The 13,538-nt window shown below is 51.3% G+C and carries 14 protein-coding genes and 3 tRNA genes; 8 read left to right on the plus strand and 9 right to left on the minus strand.

Going from position 1 to position 13,538, the window contains the following annotated elements:
* Positions 1-122 precede the first annotated feature (122 nt).
* Positions 123-407 (plus strand): 50S ribosomal protein L25, encoded by a 285-nt coding sequence (rplY, locus tag M495_RS16315; RefSeq protein WP_020827785.1) that lies wholly within the window; start codon positions 123-125, stop codon positions 405-407.
* 84 nt (positions 408-491) lie between these two features.
* Here rplY and yejK read toward each other — a convergent pair whose 3' ends face one another.
* Entirely contained in the window at positions 492-1,502 is a 1,011-nt protein-coding gene (yejK, locus tag M495_RS16320) for a nucleoid-associated protein YejK (protein WP_020827786.1), read from the minus strand.
* Between the two features lie 304 nt (positions 1,503-1,806).
* Here yejK and M495_RS16325 point away from each other — a divergent pair, with 304 nt between their 5' ends.
* From M495_RS16325 to M495_RS26280, 4 genes are all read left to right on the plus strand, one after another.
* Positions 1,807-2,034 carry a YejL family protein gene (locus M495_RS16325; RefSeq protein WP_020827787.1) on the plus strand — a complete coding sequence of 76 codons (228 nt, stop codon included), beginning with the start codon at positions 1,807-1,809 and terminating at the stop codon, positions 2,032-2,034.
* 9 nt (positions 2,035-2,043) lie between these two features.
* Complete coding sequence (yejM, locus tag M495_RS16330) at positions 2,044-3,825, plus strand: LPS biosynthesis-modulating metalloenzyme YejM (RefSeq protein WP_020827788.1); 1,782 nt, start codon at positions 2,044-2,046, stop codon at positions 3,823-3,825.
* A gap of 78 nt (positions 3,826-3,903) precedes the next feature.
* A tRNA-Pro gene (locus tag M495_RS16335) sits at positions 3,904-3,980 on the plus strand.
* A gap of 828 nt (positions 3,981-4,808) precedes the next feature.
* Positions 4,809-5,180: a DUF805 domain-containing protein gene (locus tag M495_RS26280; RefSeq protein ID WP_020827789.1), complete on the plus strand. Its 372-nt coding sequence runs from the start codon at positions 4,809-4,811 to the stop codon at positions 5,178-5,180.
* A 753-nt stretch (positions 5,181-5,933) separates the two neighbouring features.
* Here the strand turns inward: M495_RS26280 and M495_RS16345 are convergent.
* The 4 genes from M495_RS16345 to M495_RS16360 all read right to left on the minus strand — a co-directional run bounded on the left by M495_RS16345 (position 5,934) and on the right by M495_RS16360 (position 8,063).
* A tRNA-Thr gene (locus tag M495_RS16345) sits at positions 5,934-6,009 on the minus strand.
* 6 nt (positions 6,010-6,015) lie between these two features.
* Positions 6,016-6,103, minus strand: a tRNA-Ser gene (locus M495_RS16350).
* Positions 6,104-6,259: 156 nt separating this feature from the next.
* Complete coding sequence (gene osmE / locus M495_RS16355; RefSeq protein ID WP_041414766.1) at positions 6,260-6,589, minus strand: osmotically-inducible lipoprotein OsmE; 330 nt, start codon at positions 6,587-6,589, stop codon at positions 6,260-6,262.
* Between the two features lie 67 nt (positions 6,590-6,656).
* Complete coding sequence (locus M495_RS16360) at positions 6,657-8,063, minus strand: PepSY-associated TM helix domain-containing protein (protein ID WP_020827792.1); 1,407 nt, start codon at positions 8,061-8,063, stop codon at positions 6,657-6,659.
* Positions 8,064-8,231: 168 nt separating this feature from the next.
* Between M495_RS16360 and M495_RS16365 the strand changes: the two genes are divergently transcribed.
* Positions 8,232-8,672, plus strand: coding sequence for a DUF2946 domain-containing protein (locus tag M495_RS16365; RefSeq protein WP_020827793.1), 441 nt, complete (start codon positions 8,232-8,234; stop codon positions 8,670-8,672).
* 60 nt (positions 8,673-8,732) lie between these two features.
* Here the strand turns inward: M495_RS16365 and blaSPR are convergent, their stop codons facing one another.
* A complete protein-coding gene (gene blaSPR / locus M495_RS16370; RefSeq protein ID WP_041414768.1) occupies positions 8,733-9,629 on the minus strand; it encodes an SPR family subclass B3 metallo-beta-lactamase in 897 nt (298 codons plus the stop codon).
* Between the two features lie 79 nt (positions 9,630-9,708).
* Between blaSPR and M495_RS16375 the strand changes: the two genes are divergently transcribed.
* Entirely contained in the window at positions 9,709-10,611 is a 903-nt protein-coding gene (locus tag M495_RS16375) for a LysR family transcriptional regulator (protein ID WP_020827795.1), read from the plus strand.
* A gap of 6 nt (positions 10,612-10,617) precedes the next feature.
* Here M495_RS16375 and M495_RS16380 read toward each other — a convergent pair whose 3' ends face one another.
* Positions 10,618-11,085, minus strand: coding sequence for a nuclear transport factor 2 family protein (locus M495_RS16380; RefSeq protein ID WP_020827796.1), 468 nt, complete (start codon positions 11,083-11,085; stop codon positions 10,618-10,620).
* Between the two features lie 112 nt (positions 11,086-11,197).
* Between M495_RS16380 and M495_RS16385 the strand changes: the two genes are divergently transcribed.
* Complete coding sequence (locus tag M495_RS16385) at positions 11,198-11,776, plus strand: TetR/AcrR family transcriptional regulator (RefSeq protein WP_020827797.1); 579 nt, start codon at positions 11,198-11,200, stop codon at positions 11,774-11,776.
* Here the strand turns inward: M495_RS16385 and M495_RS16390 are convergent.
* Together M495_RS16390 and ompC are read right to left on the minus strand one after the other, a co-directional pair.
* Entirely contained in the window at positions 11,770-12,186 is a 417-nt protein-coding gene (locus M495_RS16390) for a VOC family protein (protein WP_020827798.1), read from the minus strand. The genes M495_RS16385 and M495_RS16390 overlap by 7 nt on opposite strands.
* A 154-nt stretch (positions 12,187-12,340) precedes the next feature.
* Positions 12,341-13,471 carry a porin OmpC gene (gene ompC / locus M495_RS16395; RefSeq protein WP_020827799.1) on the minus strand — a complete coding sequence of 377 codons (1,131 nt, stop codon included), beginning with the start codon at positions 13,469-13,471 and terminating at the stop codon, positions 12,341-12,343.
* Positions 13,472-13,538: the final 67 nt, after the last annotated feature.

Here is a 13,538-nt window from a genome sequence, read left to right on the forward strand (position 1 = left end):
TGGGCGGCTTTCCGTTAAAATGCCGCCCGCTTTGCCTGGGTTCGCCCGGTGCTAAAGCAGGTTATCGAACTTGCTACTGGGTCGCCTGTAGCAGGGTAAATTTTCTTTTAAGAGAAAAAACAATGTTCACTATCAATGTAGAAGTACGTAAAGACCAGGGTAAGGGTGCGAGCCGCCGCCTGCGTGCAGCAAATAAATTCCCAGCTATCGTTTACGGTGGCGAAGAAGCTCCAGTTTCCATCGAGCTGGACCATGATTCTGTTAAGAACATGGAAGCTAAAGCAGAATTCTACAGCGAAGCTGTAACTCTGGTTATCGACGGTAAAGAAACCAAAGTTAAAGTTCAGGCTGTACAGCGTCACCCGTTCAAGCCGAAGCTGACCCACATCGACTTCGTTCGCGCGTAATCGCAACGTATTCGAGCTTTTCGGGACGCCGAAGTAGAAAACGCCGCAATTGCGGCGTTTTTTATTGTCTGCGATCCGGCGAAATTATTTGTTGCCACCGCCCAAACGACGTTGCAACTGATCGCGCAGGTTCGGCGGCGTGCCTTTAATGGTTAGCGTGTCGGTCGCCGCATCCCAGAATACACGTTCCCCCAGCAGCATGGCGTCAAAGTTCATGCTGATGCCGCCGCCGCTGCCGGCAAACTTGGTTAACTGACGCAGCGTACCGCGATCGGCCGGGAAGCTGTCTTCCAACTGATAGCCCTGCTCGCTGGAAAACTGCAGAAAATCTTTCTCGCCCACCGGCGCAATCTCTTTCGACAGCTCCTGCAGCTCAATCTCTTCGCCTGCCTGCAGCTGTTCGTTGCAATAGCTGTAAACCTGCTGGCGCACCGACTGGCGCTCATTTTTATCCAGCTGCGCATCAGCACAATAATCGTCAACCGCCTGCAGCAAGCCGCGGTTCTGAGCCTTGGTGTCCAGCCCTTCCGCCGCCGCCAGGAAGTCCATAAAGAAATCGGAAACCTTACGGCCCACACGTCCACGCAGGAAGGTCAGGTAACGGGTCGATTCCGGATTGGTTTCCCACTCGGTCAGATCGATACGCGCGACGATGTCGGCGTGGTTGATGTCCAGATAATGGGTGGTGTTGATATCCAGCTCTTCGTTAACGCGCGAACTGTTGCGGCTGTTGAGGACCGCAATCAATAAATACTCCGCCGCCAGATAACGGTACTGGCCAAACAGCACCACGCCACCTTCGGCGAACGGGTACTTGGCCAGCTCATCGCGCAGACGCCCGGTCGCGGCACGGCTGAAAGCCAGAAAGTCTTTGTCTTCCTTGCGGCAGGTGCGCAACGCGTCCGCCAGTTCACTGCCCTCATTGAACAGGCCGTAAGCCTTGCTCTTGGCGCTATAGACACGATGCAGCTCTTCCATCATCTCTTCTACCGCCGCATTGGTGGGCAGCAGAGTATCGCGCAGCACCACGTCCAGCGTTTGTTCGTCACGTTTGATCAACTGGTGCAGAGCAATCTGGTCGATATCCAGACTCATGGTAAATCCTCCTGTTCTTTTAGCGCGTATTCAAACACTGAAGGCCCCTGCGCTGCAACTTTAAAGCAGTGTTCAACCCGTCGACGATCAATATATTTCCACCATCCATACAGGCGCTAAATACCTCGATTCACCGACGTATTACAGGCTATACACCGGCAATCGCGCAGAATCCTTGACGGGGGAACGCAGGTGCCCCCGCCACGCTACGGTTTGAAAGACAAAGGGAATCGATAAAAGAGCAGAAAATCACTGTCCTATACGGTAAGATATGGGACTTTGTCAGGCTTTGAGCGCAATTTTTATGCCACAATCATCCCGTTACAGTGACGAACACGTTGAACAACTGCTCTCCGAGCTGGTTAATGTTCTGGAAAAACACCATACTCCCACCGATCTGTCTTTGATGGTGCTGGGCAACATGGTGACTAATTTGATCAATACCAGCGTTGCTCCAGTTCAGCGGAAAACGTTGGCAAGATCGTTTGCAGAAGCCCTGCAAGCTTCTATTCGTGAAGATAAAGCGCATTAATAATTACTTATGGTGACAAACCGTCAGCGTTATCGTGAAAAAGTCTCCCAGATGATCAGCTGGGGGCACTGGTTCGCCTTATTTAATATCCTGCTCGCCCTCGGGCTGGGTAGCCGCTACCTGTTTGTCACTGACTGGCCCTCTTCCCTGTTGGGCCGGGTTTATGCCCTGGTCAGCTTACTGGGGCATTTCAGCTTTATCGTTTTCGCCGGCTACCTGCTGGTTATTTTCCCGCTCACCTTTGTGGTGATGTCGCAGCGGTTGTTGCGATTTATCTCCGCCGCGCTGGCCACCACCGGCCTGACGCTGTTGCTGGTCGACAGCGAGGTCTTTACGCATTTCCACCTTCACCTTAATCCGGTGGTGTGGGAACTGGTGGTCAACCCGGATCAAAGTGAGCTGGCGCGCGACTGGCAGCTGATGTTTATCTGTGTGCCGGTGATCTTCCTGGTGGAGATGCTGTTTGGCACCTGGAGCTGGCAAAAACTGCGCAGCCTGAACCGCCAACGTTTCGGCAAGCCTCTGGCGGTGCTGTTTATCAGCGCCTTCTTTGCCTCGCACCTGATTTATATCTGGGCCGATGCCAATTTCTATCGCCCGATCACCATGCAGCGGGCGAACCTGCCGCTGTCGTATCCAATGACCGCGCGTAAATTCCTTGAGAAACACGGCCTGCTCGATTCGCAAGAATATGAACGTCGGCTGGTGCAGCAAGGGAACCCGGAAGCCGTTGCGGTGGAGTATCCCCTTAGTGATCTTAGCTACGGCGACAAAGGCAGCGGTTATAATCTGCTGATGATCGTGGTAGACGGCGTTCGCGAACAGGATATGAAGCAGGATATGCCAGCCCTCACCCGCTTCGCGCAGGAAAACATTCGTTTCGGCGATCACTACAGTTCCGGTAATCATGCGGATACCGGCCTGTTTGGCCTGTTCTACGGCATTTCACCGACGTATCTGGACAGCATTCTTGCCGCGCGCAAACCCTCCGCTCTGATCAGTGCGCTAAGCGCCCAGGGTTATCAATTTGGTTTGTTCTCATCCGACGGCTTTAACGCCAGCCTGTATCGCCAGGCGCTGTTGACCGATTTCACACTGCCGGCACCTGCCCAACAAAATGATTCGGTGACTACGCAACAGTGGCAGCGCTGGTTGGCCGATCAGAACAGCAATGCCCCGTGGTTCTCTTACATCAACTTCCGCGGTGCAGAACCGGTAGCCAATGATAAAACACTGGCCCCGGCTGACTTTATTCAACGCTACCGAGCCGGTGCGCAGGATGTGGATACGCAGATTGCCCAAGTGCTCAACACGCTGAAAGAGCGTGGCGTACTGGATAAAACCGTGGTGGTGATCACCGCAGAGCACGGCGTTGAATTTAATGACACCGGTAAAGGCTATTGGGGCGCAGGCAGCAGTTTCAGCCAGCAACAGTTGCAGGTGCCGTTGATTATCCACTGGCCGGGTACGCCAGCGCAGACCATTAATAAATTGACCGGCCACAACGACGTGATGCGGACCCTCATGCAGCGTTTGCTGCACGTAAAAACCGCCCCGAATGATTATTCGCAGGGGGAAGACCTGTTTACTGCCCAACGCAGAAACAATTGGGTAGCAACCGGTGATAACAGCCTGTTGGTGATCACCACCCCAACGCAAACTCTGGTATTGGACAGCAGCGGCAACTACCGTGCGTACGATAAAAATGACAAAGAGATCAAAGACGAAAAACCGCAGCTCGCTCTGTTGCTGCAGGTCTTGACCGATGTGAAACGCTTTATCGCCAACTAATCGCTTAAAATACAAGCAGTCAGGCGAATTCGCTCTTGCTTTGAGATTGGGAAAGGGTAGTATTATTTCCCACAGCGTCGGCATGTAGCGCAGCTTGGTAGCGCACCGTCATGGGGTGTCGGGGGTCGGAGGTTCGAATCCTCTCATGCCGACCAAAAATCCTTAGAGAAACCAACCCTTTGCGGTTGGTTTTTTTTAACAAAATCTTCAATGGTAAAATGGTGGTAAAATTGCCGACAAGACCGCCATTTTTACGACGTTAAATTCAGAAGAGCGTGAAGTTATCATCAAACTCATCAGCATGCCATGCTACGCTTTTCATAATCATGATGTAATCGATCCCCCTAGCTAAGTGACACCGGCCTCTCTATCTCAAAGATGAAGGCATCATCGTATGTCTTATCTAGCCAATAACCACCGCCACATTCTTTTGGCCGTTGAATGAACATTACTCTTCCAAGGGGAATGTAATCCCGCATTTCTCCGCGGTATAAATGTCATAGCCACCGTCTTTGCAACCCATACAATCCTCACGCAACGACTGCTCATACACACATATATAAACATGGCAAAATCATTGCGCGATGATAAATTTACACGGTGAATGATATACTGCTGATAGGCAAAGAAATAAATATGTTCGGGACCTCTCCCGGCCTTATTACTACTCCCTGGCTCCCTCCCCTTGCTCACTTGATGCCAGTTTCGCCACTCTCAGGCTCTGGAAAATTCAATATTAACTGTGATTCATTTTAAATTTAATAAAGATAAAAACACATTTAGAATACCCAGAAAGCTCAAAAGACCATCGGAATCGCCATCATAGACTGTCTATTCGCGGTAGCACATCAGTTGAAGGAGGCAAGTAGAAACGGGACTTCGGGGGTTACGAGAAAGTCCGAATTACTGGCTTCAAAGGTGGAGTAAACGCGCTACTGATGTGATAATCTTTTCTGTGTTTAGACTTGATAACAGGATTTATCATGAAAAATATTTTTCAAGACACCTTTTTGGGCTTCAAAGAAGGAAGACTAAAAAGGCTACGTTATTTCTTATATACTCTCGTTTCATATATTTTCTTAATTATTGCTTTCTATAGCTTTATCAGCAACCCTAAATCAATGTCAATTATCTTTGTTTTTATTTTAACACTCATAATTTTCATGTATTTAAGTATCTTGTTCTTAGCCAAGAGATTTAGAGACATGGGGCTTCCCCCATTAATATCCTCATTAATCTACTGGGCATTCTTCTTCGTTCTATCGTATTTTTCAAGAGAGGATATATATTATGCCATCGCGGCTATTATATCTTTGGCCATATGTTTATCACCTTCGAATTCATTCGCGAAGTAGCCTGTTCGGGTATAACTTACAACAACGATATCTAGTATAAATTGCTGGAATTTCTCCAGGCACTGCTGCCACTCCTTGTTTTATTTGATAGGTGCTAGTGTTTTCACCTGGCACCTTTTCTTGACCTCCCGGTTCGGTTACCTCTGACTGTTAAGGTTCCTGAATAACTTCGCCTTCCAGCCATGGTATGAACTCCGCCTCGTCACCACCAGGCACCTCTACACGTAAATCAATCCAGCGACCCGCAGGGATATCGATTGGTGCCCCCACTTCATATTTGCACCTGATCATCGCTTCTTCAAGGTAAGGAGTTATCAAACGGTCTACCGTGGTTAGGGCTTGTTCTTATCCCCCTTCAAATCTGCTAATCAATCCACTATTTCTTTCCTTTTATCTCGCGTAGCTGATTTTTTAGATTCACCCTTCACGCGATCAACACATTCCATTTCCCAGAAGGTAATTGACGAATTTTAGCCATTTTCAAGACCTCTCATGCCGACCAAATCAATTAAAAAAGTCTGCTTTAAAACAGGCTTTTTTTCGTCTGGTGTTCGAGGGGCTTACGCCTTCTAATCGATAATCTTTCACTGTTGTCGTTAGAAAGCCGTCACTTCTTCCCCATCATGCTATGAGCGTATTCAACCCAACGAAGGCGCGGCTTCCAGAAGTTACGAGGACGTAAAACGAAAAACCCCAGTAACCGTTAAGATTACTGGGGTTCGTGGGCGTGATTAAGCGCCTGTACTGCTTATATGGTGCCGGCTACCGGAATCGAACTGGTGACCTACTGATTACAAGTCAGTTGCTCTACCTACTGAGCTAAGCCGGCTAAATTTGGCGGAAGGACAGAGATTCGAACTCTGGGAGCTGTTACACTCGACGGTTTTCAAGACCGTTGCCTTAAACCACTCGGCCATCCTTCCAATGGGCGCAGATATTAGCGCTACCGTTATGAAATGTCTATCGTTTCATGAAAAAAAATGCAGGAAAAAGTGCGTTTGCTTAAACTTCAAGCCGCTAACGGTTAAAAAATGAAAAACCCCGCAAAAGCGGGGCTGGATTGCTCACTTAATCGGGGATTATTTAGGCTGTGAGTCGTAATCAGAACAGGTCTGATAGCCTTTGTTCATCACATGTCCGGTATCGCTGTAGCTCACAAAATAGGTTTGCACTTTCCCGTCACGCGGCGCTACCGCATAGGTATCGCAAGTCCCCTGAGCGTGAACCAAAGTCGCCGTGGTTGACGGTGGACCGGCAATGGCACGAACCTGCTGTTTGGTCATCCCTACTTTGACATCACTGACCACAGGCTCCTGAACGTAACTGGCGGCCCTGTCATAAGCCGTACAGCCGGCAAGAATAGAAAATGTCGCTGCTGTGCAAACGGCTAAAATCAGCTTGTTCGTCATGACTTGTCCTCTTAGAGTACGTTTGTTGTACTCTAAGTCTAGAAGAGGAAAGGCTTTTCTACAAATTTCACTTTGTCGATAGGTGCGGTTTACGCCACCGCGTAGCCAGATACCACAGCAAATCACACAGCAGAAACATCAGTAAACTGACGCCCATCACCGGCAAACAAATGCCCAGCAGCAGCGTCAGGCAGACTATCAGCAACAGCGGCCCTTTTGGCGTTTTGCGCAGCAACATAAAGGGGGAACGGGCTGGTTTACGTACCACTCGCGTTGGCCGACCTCGCCACCACATCAGGTACCCCATCACCACCATCGCCACCAGCCCGGCGGCAAAAACCACCAGCACCAGCTCATTGACCAGGCCAAACAGGACGCCCATATGCAAATCGATTCCCCAGCGCGTTAATTTTGCCGCGAGCGGGTATTGTTCAAAACTGACGCGATCGGTAATGGCCAGGGTTACGGGATCGATAGCAACAGCATCAACCTGCGTCGGCCAACGGCGATCGATCTCCATGACCGTCCAGGCCTGCCCCGCCATCGCCGGCTGCTTGATTTCAACCCTGGCGGCGTCGATACCGGCCTGCCGTGCACCGGCCAGGGCCCTGTCATACATGGCGCCATCCTGAGGCGGTTCCGCCCTGACCATCATATGCTCATGGTGTTCCGCATGATCGCCGGCAGGTACAGCGTCCTGCCCGTTAATCGCCGTCGACAGCGAGGGTGTTGACCAGCCGAATTGCTGGCGCAGCACGCTGATATTCTCCCCAGCCCACTGTGACCAGGTCAGCCCGGTGGCAGAAAAGAACAGCAGGCCGACCAGCAGCAGTACGCCACTTTTTTCATGTAACCTGCGTAAGCCACCACGCTGACGCGTTACCTTCTTACGCCTGCGCGCCCCCCAGAGGATCAGCCCCCCCAGCGCGGCAATCCATAGCCAGGAGGCTGCCAGTTCGCTGTAATTTCGCCCTACATCCCCCAGCAACAGACTGCGGTGAAATTGGTCCAGCCAGGTGCGCAACGGCAATACGCCGCTGGTACCATAAACCGTCATTACGCCGTGCGTCTGCGCCGTAACCGGATCAACAAACACCGCCAAACGTTCCGAAGCCTGAAGCCCTGCGACGTTAAACAGAACCCGGGTATTCTCGCCCTCTGCCGGAGAAGGACGCACTGCCGACAGAGAGGCTTTTGATGGCGCTATCGCCTGAGCGGCCATAATCTGCTGTTTTAACGGCAGTACCGGACCGGTACTGTCGTTATACAACTGCGGGGCATAAAGCCTTGATTCAATTTGCGGCGTCAAGGCATAAAATATGCCACTCAATGCCGCAATAAGTAAAAACGGCCCAACAAAAAAACCAATATAAAAATGAACCCGCATAGCCAACGGAATAAACCAACTGCGAGTAGTCACCTGCAGGTTAATATTCTGCGCAGCAGCAGGCAACGCAATATTGCGTTCAGACATGATAAGTCATCCGTGGTCAAATGGAATTACCCGGAATCTACCCGAATTAAATTCATTTAACAAACAGATTTCTTCTCTGTTTAGCTTAATTCTCATCAATGTTACAATAGTGGAACAACTGCTGACATTGTCATTCCTTTACGCTTTAACCCTGCAAGGACGCTCCTGGTGAAACTGTCAATTCAACATATGCGCACGCTGGCCTGGCTGGGCCTGTTCGCTATGTTGATGATATTCATCGCGCCATCAATCTCCACCCATCTTGCAAAAAATAGCATGGATAACAGCGAGATGATTGGCATGCCCATGAATGCGGAGCATGCCGAACACAGGACAATGATGAGCCAGAACCTCACCGATAGCCCGCCGGCAGGGCACAACATGGCGGACATGAGCACCGGCGACTGTTTTAACTTCTGCGGCTACTGCAGCCTGTTTCATCATAGCCCGCCACTGGTCATTTTGCCGTCAGCACTCCCGGCGATCAATATTCAACGCGCGCCATCCCTTATTCAAAATCTTTTTCACATTATTATCCCCTCAGTCTTTCCGCCTTATCAAACCCGGGCACCACCTTTTACCCTCATTAATTTTATTAAATATATCTAAATCACATGCCTTATTTTATTGGGCAGGGTTAATTGCGCCAAAATAAAATAGAAAGATAACTTAATCTTTACTTTGCTGCTGTTTTAACTGCGTCTCAAAAGACCGTTGAGACTGCTGCACATATTGCTGTAGCCCCAGCCGATCGACAAAAGCATCCCGATCGCCAGCCTGAAGTCGCGCCATTTTATTTTCCAGATCGAAGCGCGTTCCCTTATTGGCGATAAAAATATCCGCGTGCTGCTGGGCCAAAAGCCTAAAGCTGCTGCGGATGTCCTGCACCAGACTCGGGTAGTTTTTGTTATCGACCAGATAGTAGTCCGGGGTTGCCAAACTGTCGGCATAGACCAGCCGATAGGTTTTGCCGCTCTGCCGCAGCGTGGTCGTCCATGAAGTGGCGCCAGGCAAATGCCCCGGCGTCATTAACGCCGTAAATTTCAGCCCGCCCAAAGTAACGCTATCCCCTTGCCCGACGATAATGTCGACCTTCACCGGAGGGAAACCAAGTGCATCTCCCAAGGCAAAATCCTGCTTTCCTCCCCGTGCCAACTGTTGGGCATTGGCGGCGCTGGCAACCACTTTCGCCCCGCTCCAGGCTTTCAAACGAGCGATGCCTCCAGCCTGATCGAGACGTGCGTGACTGTTAAGAATGAAGCGCAAATCCTTGATGTTGAAGCCCAATGCCTCAATATGGGATTTTATCACCGGGGCACTGGCATCTAACCCCGCATCAATAAGAATCAATCCTTCCGGCGTGCTGAACAGCACGGAAGAAAGGTTGCGTGTGCCGACATAATACACCTGAGGGAACATCTGGAATGGCGCCACCGGCTGCGCCCATTGCTCAAACAGTGAATATGGCGGCGCGCTGGACAACGGTTGCGCAGGATCGAGCTGTGCCTGAGCGTTAAAGCACAGTGAGAATGTCATAGCCATCAGATAACCCATGTTTTTTTTCATGTTTCAGCTCTACGGGGAAAAACAGGGCTGAAGTATACTCAGCCTAATATTGAAGCGTATTCAATTTAAAAGGCTATTAATGAACATTCTGCAAATGGACATGAACCTGCTGAAAGTGCTCTACCTGTTGACCAGCACCGGATCCAGCCAGAAAACGGCGGATAAGCTCGGCATCAGCACTTCTGCCGTCAGTCACGCCCTGGCCCGCTTGCGTGAGGTGCTGGATGAGCCTCTGTTCCGGCGGGAAGGGCATCGCCAGGTGCCGACGCTGTTTGCCCTGTCGCTTAAAGAAACGCTAACGCCCTTGTTCTCTTCGCTGGACAGTGAATTGTTCGGCCATGTGCCGGACGCGCCACGGCATTTCACCCTGGTTGTGCCGCCGGCACTGCATCCGATCTTATTGCCGTTGCTGGCGCAGAAAAGCGCGCTAGCCAATGCCGATATCCGCTGCCAAAATTTTGAGCGACGTTCATGGCGCACTGAGCTGCTGGAAGGCGCGGTAGATATGGTGATTGCCGTTGGCGATCACCAACAGCGCACCAGCGCGCTGCGTTATGAGCTTATTGGCAGCACCCGCCTGGTGGCGGTATTCGGATCGCCGTTGCGCCAGGTATTAGGTCACAAAAACGGGCTGACATTTGGTGAACTGGCAGACTACCCGCACTATTACTGCCATCCCTGGGCACAGGCAGAGAACGAACTTGACCGTCAGTTGGAACGCCAGGGTTTACAACGCAGGATCCAGCTCAGCTGTGCCGATTACGCGCAGTTGCCACCGGTACTGCGCGCAGCGCCACTGATGGCAGTAGTTCCGCAACCCTGGTTCAATGCACAGCAGGACAAGCAGGGACTGTACGCCCTGCCGATCCTGGACGATCTGGCGATTGGTTATCTGTTTTCACACTATCGCCAGGGTGAAATCGAGTGGAAAAAACGGCTGATCTCCGCTCTCCACGCGGAGTTGAAGCCTTATTATCAATAATGGCAATCAGAAGCCAAACTCGCTCAAAGCCGCAATATCATCCGGACGGCGACCGAGCGGCCAGTGGAATTGACGATCCTGCTCGCGGATCGGCATATCATTGATGCAGGCGTGTCTGTTGATCATCTGGCCATCCGTATTGAACTCCCAGTTCTCGTTACCAAAACTGCGGTACCAGTTGCCGGAGTCATCACGCCATTCGTAAGCAAAACGCACTGCGATGCGGGCCCCGTCAAATGCCCATAATTCTTTGATCAGCCGATATTCCAGCTCCTTGGCCCACTTGCGTTGCAAAAAAGCACAGACAGCCTCACGGCCATCAACAAACTCAGCGCGATTACGCCAATGGGTATCGACCGAATAGACCTGCGCTACCCTTTCCGGGTCGCGGCTGTTCCAGGCATCTTCCGCCAAACGGACTTTCTCAATCGCCGATTCACGGGTAAAGGGCGGCAAGGGGGGTTTAATGCTCATAGCTTACCTCGGAGGTTAAATTGATGTAGACAGATTTGTCTACACAATTACGCTAGTGCAAGTAGACAGAGTTGTCTACAATCATCGCAGCCTATTTTATGGAAGTATTTAAATGCACGCAGCTCCCCAACCTCTGCCCCCACGCCAGCGTATCCTGCTGACTGCCCACGATCTGTTTTACCGCGATGGGGTGCGAGCGACCGGTATCGATCGCATCATCAGCGAGTCTGGTGTGGCAAAGGTGACCTTTTATCGCCATTTCCCCAGCAAAAACGAGTTGATTGAGGCGTTTCTGGCTTACCGCCATGAGCAATGGTTGAGCTGGTTCAGTCAGTCACTGGCACAGTATGTCGAGCAGTTCGGGGATGTCTTACCTGCCTTGGTGCCTTGTCTCGAGGAATGGTTTAGCGATCCGCACTACCGCGGCTGCGCTTTTATCAATACGGCGGTTGAACTGGCGGATATGTTGCCGGAAAGCCTGGACATCGCCCGCCGACACAAGCAGCAAATGGCCGAAGAGATCGCCCGCTATTTACCCCTTGGCCCGGAACGAGAACAACGGGCAGAGATGCTGGCGATGCTGATTGACGGGGCGATCGTCAAGGTGCAAATAGCGCAGCAACCGCAGAATGCCTTATTGCTGCTGAGCGAAACGCTGAAGGCCTTAGCCGAAGTTTGGCATCATCAGTAATTGGCCCAAATCCCCGGCGTCACCAGCTCCATCAGATGACCGTCGGGATCGCGGAAGTAGATGCTCTCACCGCCGTGATCCCAGCTCATCCGCCCTTCTATCTCGATCCCCTGAGTCGTCAGATGTTGCTCCCAATGCGGCAACTGTTCTTTCGCCACCGCTAACCCGATATGCAGTGGCCCGCTGCCGTCATGCGGGGGGATATACCCTTCTGGATAATGCGCGCCTTTCAGCGAGTCCCCTTCGATAAACAACAGCAATACGCTTTGCTCACCGACGTTGTAAGCGCGGAAACGCTCGTTCGCCACCATCACCGGTAGTTTTAAAACCTGCTGATAGAATGCACCGGCGCGTTCGATATCCTTGACGTACAGTACGGTTTCAACCACCCGATTTATGCTGAGTTCCATGCTAACCTCCTGATTTATCACTGTGCAGAAAGTTTAGGTAAGCCGCAGGATCTCAGAATGGCAATCCGTGCCTCATTCATGCCAATTCGTGCCAAAGCGCAGGCAAAAAAAAACGCGGCCCGAAGGCCGCGTGGTCACATTCACACTCTGTTGCTTAGAACTGGTAAACCAGGCCCACGGCAACCACGTTGTCGGTATTGATACCGGCAGACTTGGTGAAGTCGTTGTCGTCCAACAGGTTGATTTTGTAGTCAACGTAGGTGGACATGTTTTTGTTGAAGAAGTAAGTCGCACCCAGATCCACAAATTTGACCAGATCTTCGTCGCCGTAATCCTTGCCGTTAGCGGCCAGACCCAGGTTTTTACCTTTGGTTTGGTTATAACCAACGAATGGACGCAGACCGAAGTCAAACTGGTAGTGTGCGTAAGCTTCGATACTTTGCGCCTTGTTGGCATAACCGTAAGCATCGCTGCTGGTAGAACCAAAGCGAGCGGCATTGTAAGACTGCGTGAACATCACGGCCAGGTAAGCGTCGTTGGCGTCATATTTCAGACCACCAGAATAACCTTCTGCACGGTCACCACGGCCCATGATGCCACTGTATGCGCCACCGCCGTTTTGCTCGCTGGTACGTTTGGAACTAAAGAAGGCACCTGCAGCGCTGATGCCATAGCCGATGTCGTAGTTCACCGACATGCCGTAGCCGTCGCCGTTCTGATTGAGAACTTCACGGCCGTTGTTAGACTCTTCGCCGCTGCCGTTTTTACCCTGGTACTGCAGAGCAAAGTTCAGGCCGTCAACCAGACCGAAGAAGTCGGTGTTACGGTAAGTTGCCAAACCGCTGGAGCGTTGGAACATGAATTGGTCGGCACCGTAAGTGGAGCCGTCGAACTCAGGCTGCAAGTCGGTATAAGCCGCAACGTCATACAGCACGCCAGTATTACGGCCGTAGTCAAATGAACCGTAATCGCCAAACTTCAGGCCGGCAAAACCGTAACGGGTAAAGTTTTTGTTGTCTTCGCTTTCAGCGTGATTGAGGTTTGCCTGATATTCCCATTGGCCAAAACCGGTCAGTTGGTCGCTGATTTGTGTTTCACCGCGCAGGCCGAAACGCATATAAGACATATCACCATCAGAGCCATTGTTGTCGGAGAAATAGTGAAGGCCGTCAACCTTGCCGTACAAATCCAGTTTGTTGCCGTCTTTGTTGTAGATTTCTGCCGCGCCTGCGGTGCCTGCAACCAGCAGTGCGGGTACGATCAGAGAAAGAACTCGAAGTTTCATTGTTATTATCCTCGTTTATTTTGTCGAGCTATGGCCACTGCCCTTTTGAGCATTATTAGCACGACTG

Source organism: Serratia liquefaciens ATCC 27592 (genome assembly GCF_000422085.1).
Classification (GTDB): domain Bacteria; phylum Pseudomonadota; class Gammaproteobacteria; order Enterobacterales; family Enterobacteriaceae; genus Serratia; species Serratia liquefaciens.

Bases quoted from the DNA above. Each gene is read 5' to 3' on its own strand.
- M495_RS16375 (WP_020827795.1), top strand. From the start codon at position 9,709: ATGAACATTCTGCAAATGGACATGAACCTGCTGAAAGTGCTCTACCTG.
- M495_RS16390 (WP_020827798.1), bottom strand. From the start codon at position 12,186: ATGGAACTCAGCATAAATCGGGTGGTTGAAACCGTACTGTACGTCAAG.
- ompC (WP_020827799.1), bottom strand. From the start codon at position 13,471: ATGAAACTTCGAGTTCTTTCTCTGATCGTACCCGCACTGCTGGTTGCA.
- M495_RS16385 (WP_020827797.1), top strand. From the start codon at position 11,198: ATGCACGCAGCTCCCCAACCTCTGCCCCCACGCCAGCGTATCCTGCTG.
- yejM (WP_020827788.1), top strand. From the start codon at position 2,044: ATGGTGACAAACCGTCAGCGTTATCGTGAAAAAGTCTCCCAGATGATC.
- osmE (WP_041414766.1), bottom strand. From the start codon at position 6,589: ATGACGAACAAGCTGATTTTAGCCGTTTGCACAGCAGCGACATTTTCT.
- M495_RS16380 (WP_020827796.1), bottom strand. From the start codon at position 11,085: ATGAGCATTAAACCCCCCTTGCCGCCCTTTACCCGTGAATCGGCGATT.
- blaSPR (WP_041414768.1), bottom strand. From the start codon at position 9,629: ATGAAAAAAAACATGGGTTATCTGATGGCTATGACATTCTCACTGTGC.
- rplY (WP_020827785.1), top strand. From the start codon at position 123: ATGTTCACTATCAATGTAGAAGTACGTAAAGACCAGGGTAAGGGTGCG.
- yejK (WP_020827786.1), bottom strand. From the start codon at position 1,502: ATGAGTCTGGATATCGACCAGATTGCTCTGCACCAGTTGATCAAACGT.
- M495_RS26280 (WP_020827789.1), top strand. From the start codon at position 4,809: ATGAAAAATATTTTTCAAGACACCTTTTTGGGCTTCAAAGAAGGAAGA.
- M495_RS16360 (WP_020827792.1), bottom strand. From the start codon at position 8,063: ATGTCTGAACGCAATATTGCGTTGCCTGCTGCTGCGCAGAATATTAAC.
- M495_RS16325 (WP_020827787.1), top strand. From the start codon at position 1,807: ATGCCACAATCATCCCGTTACAGTGACGAACACGTTGAACAACTGCTC.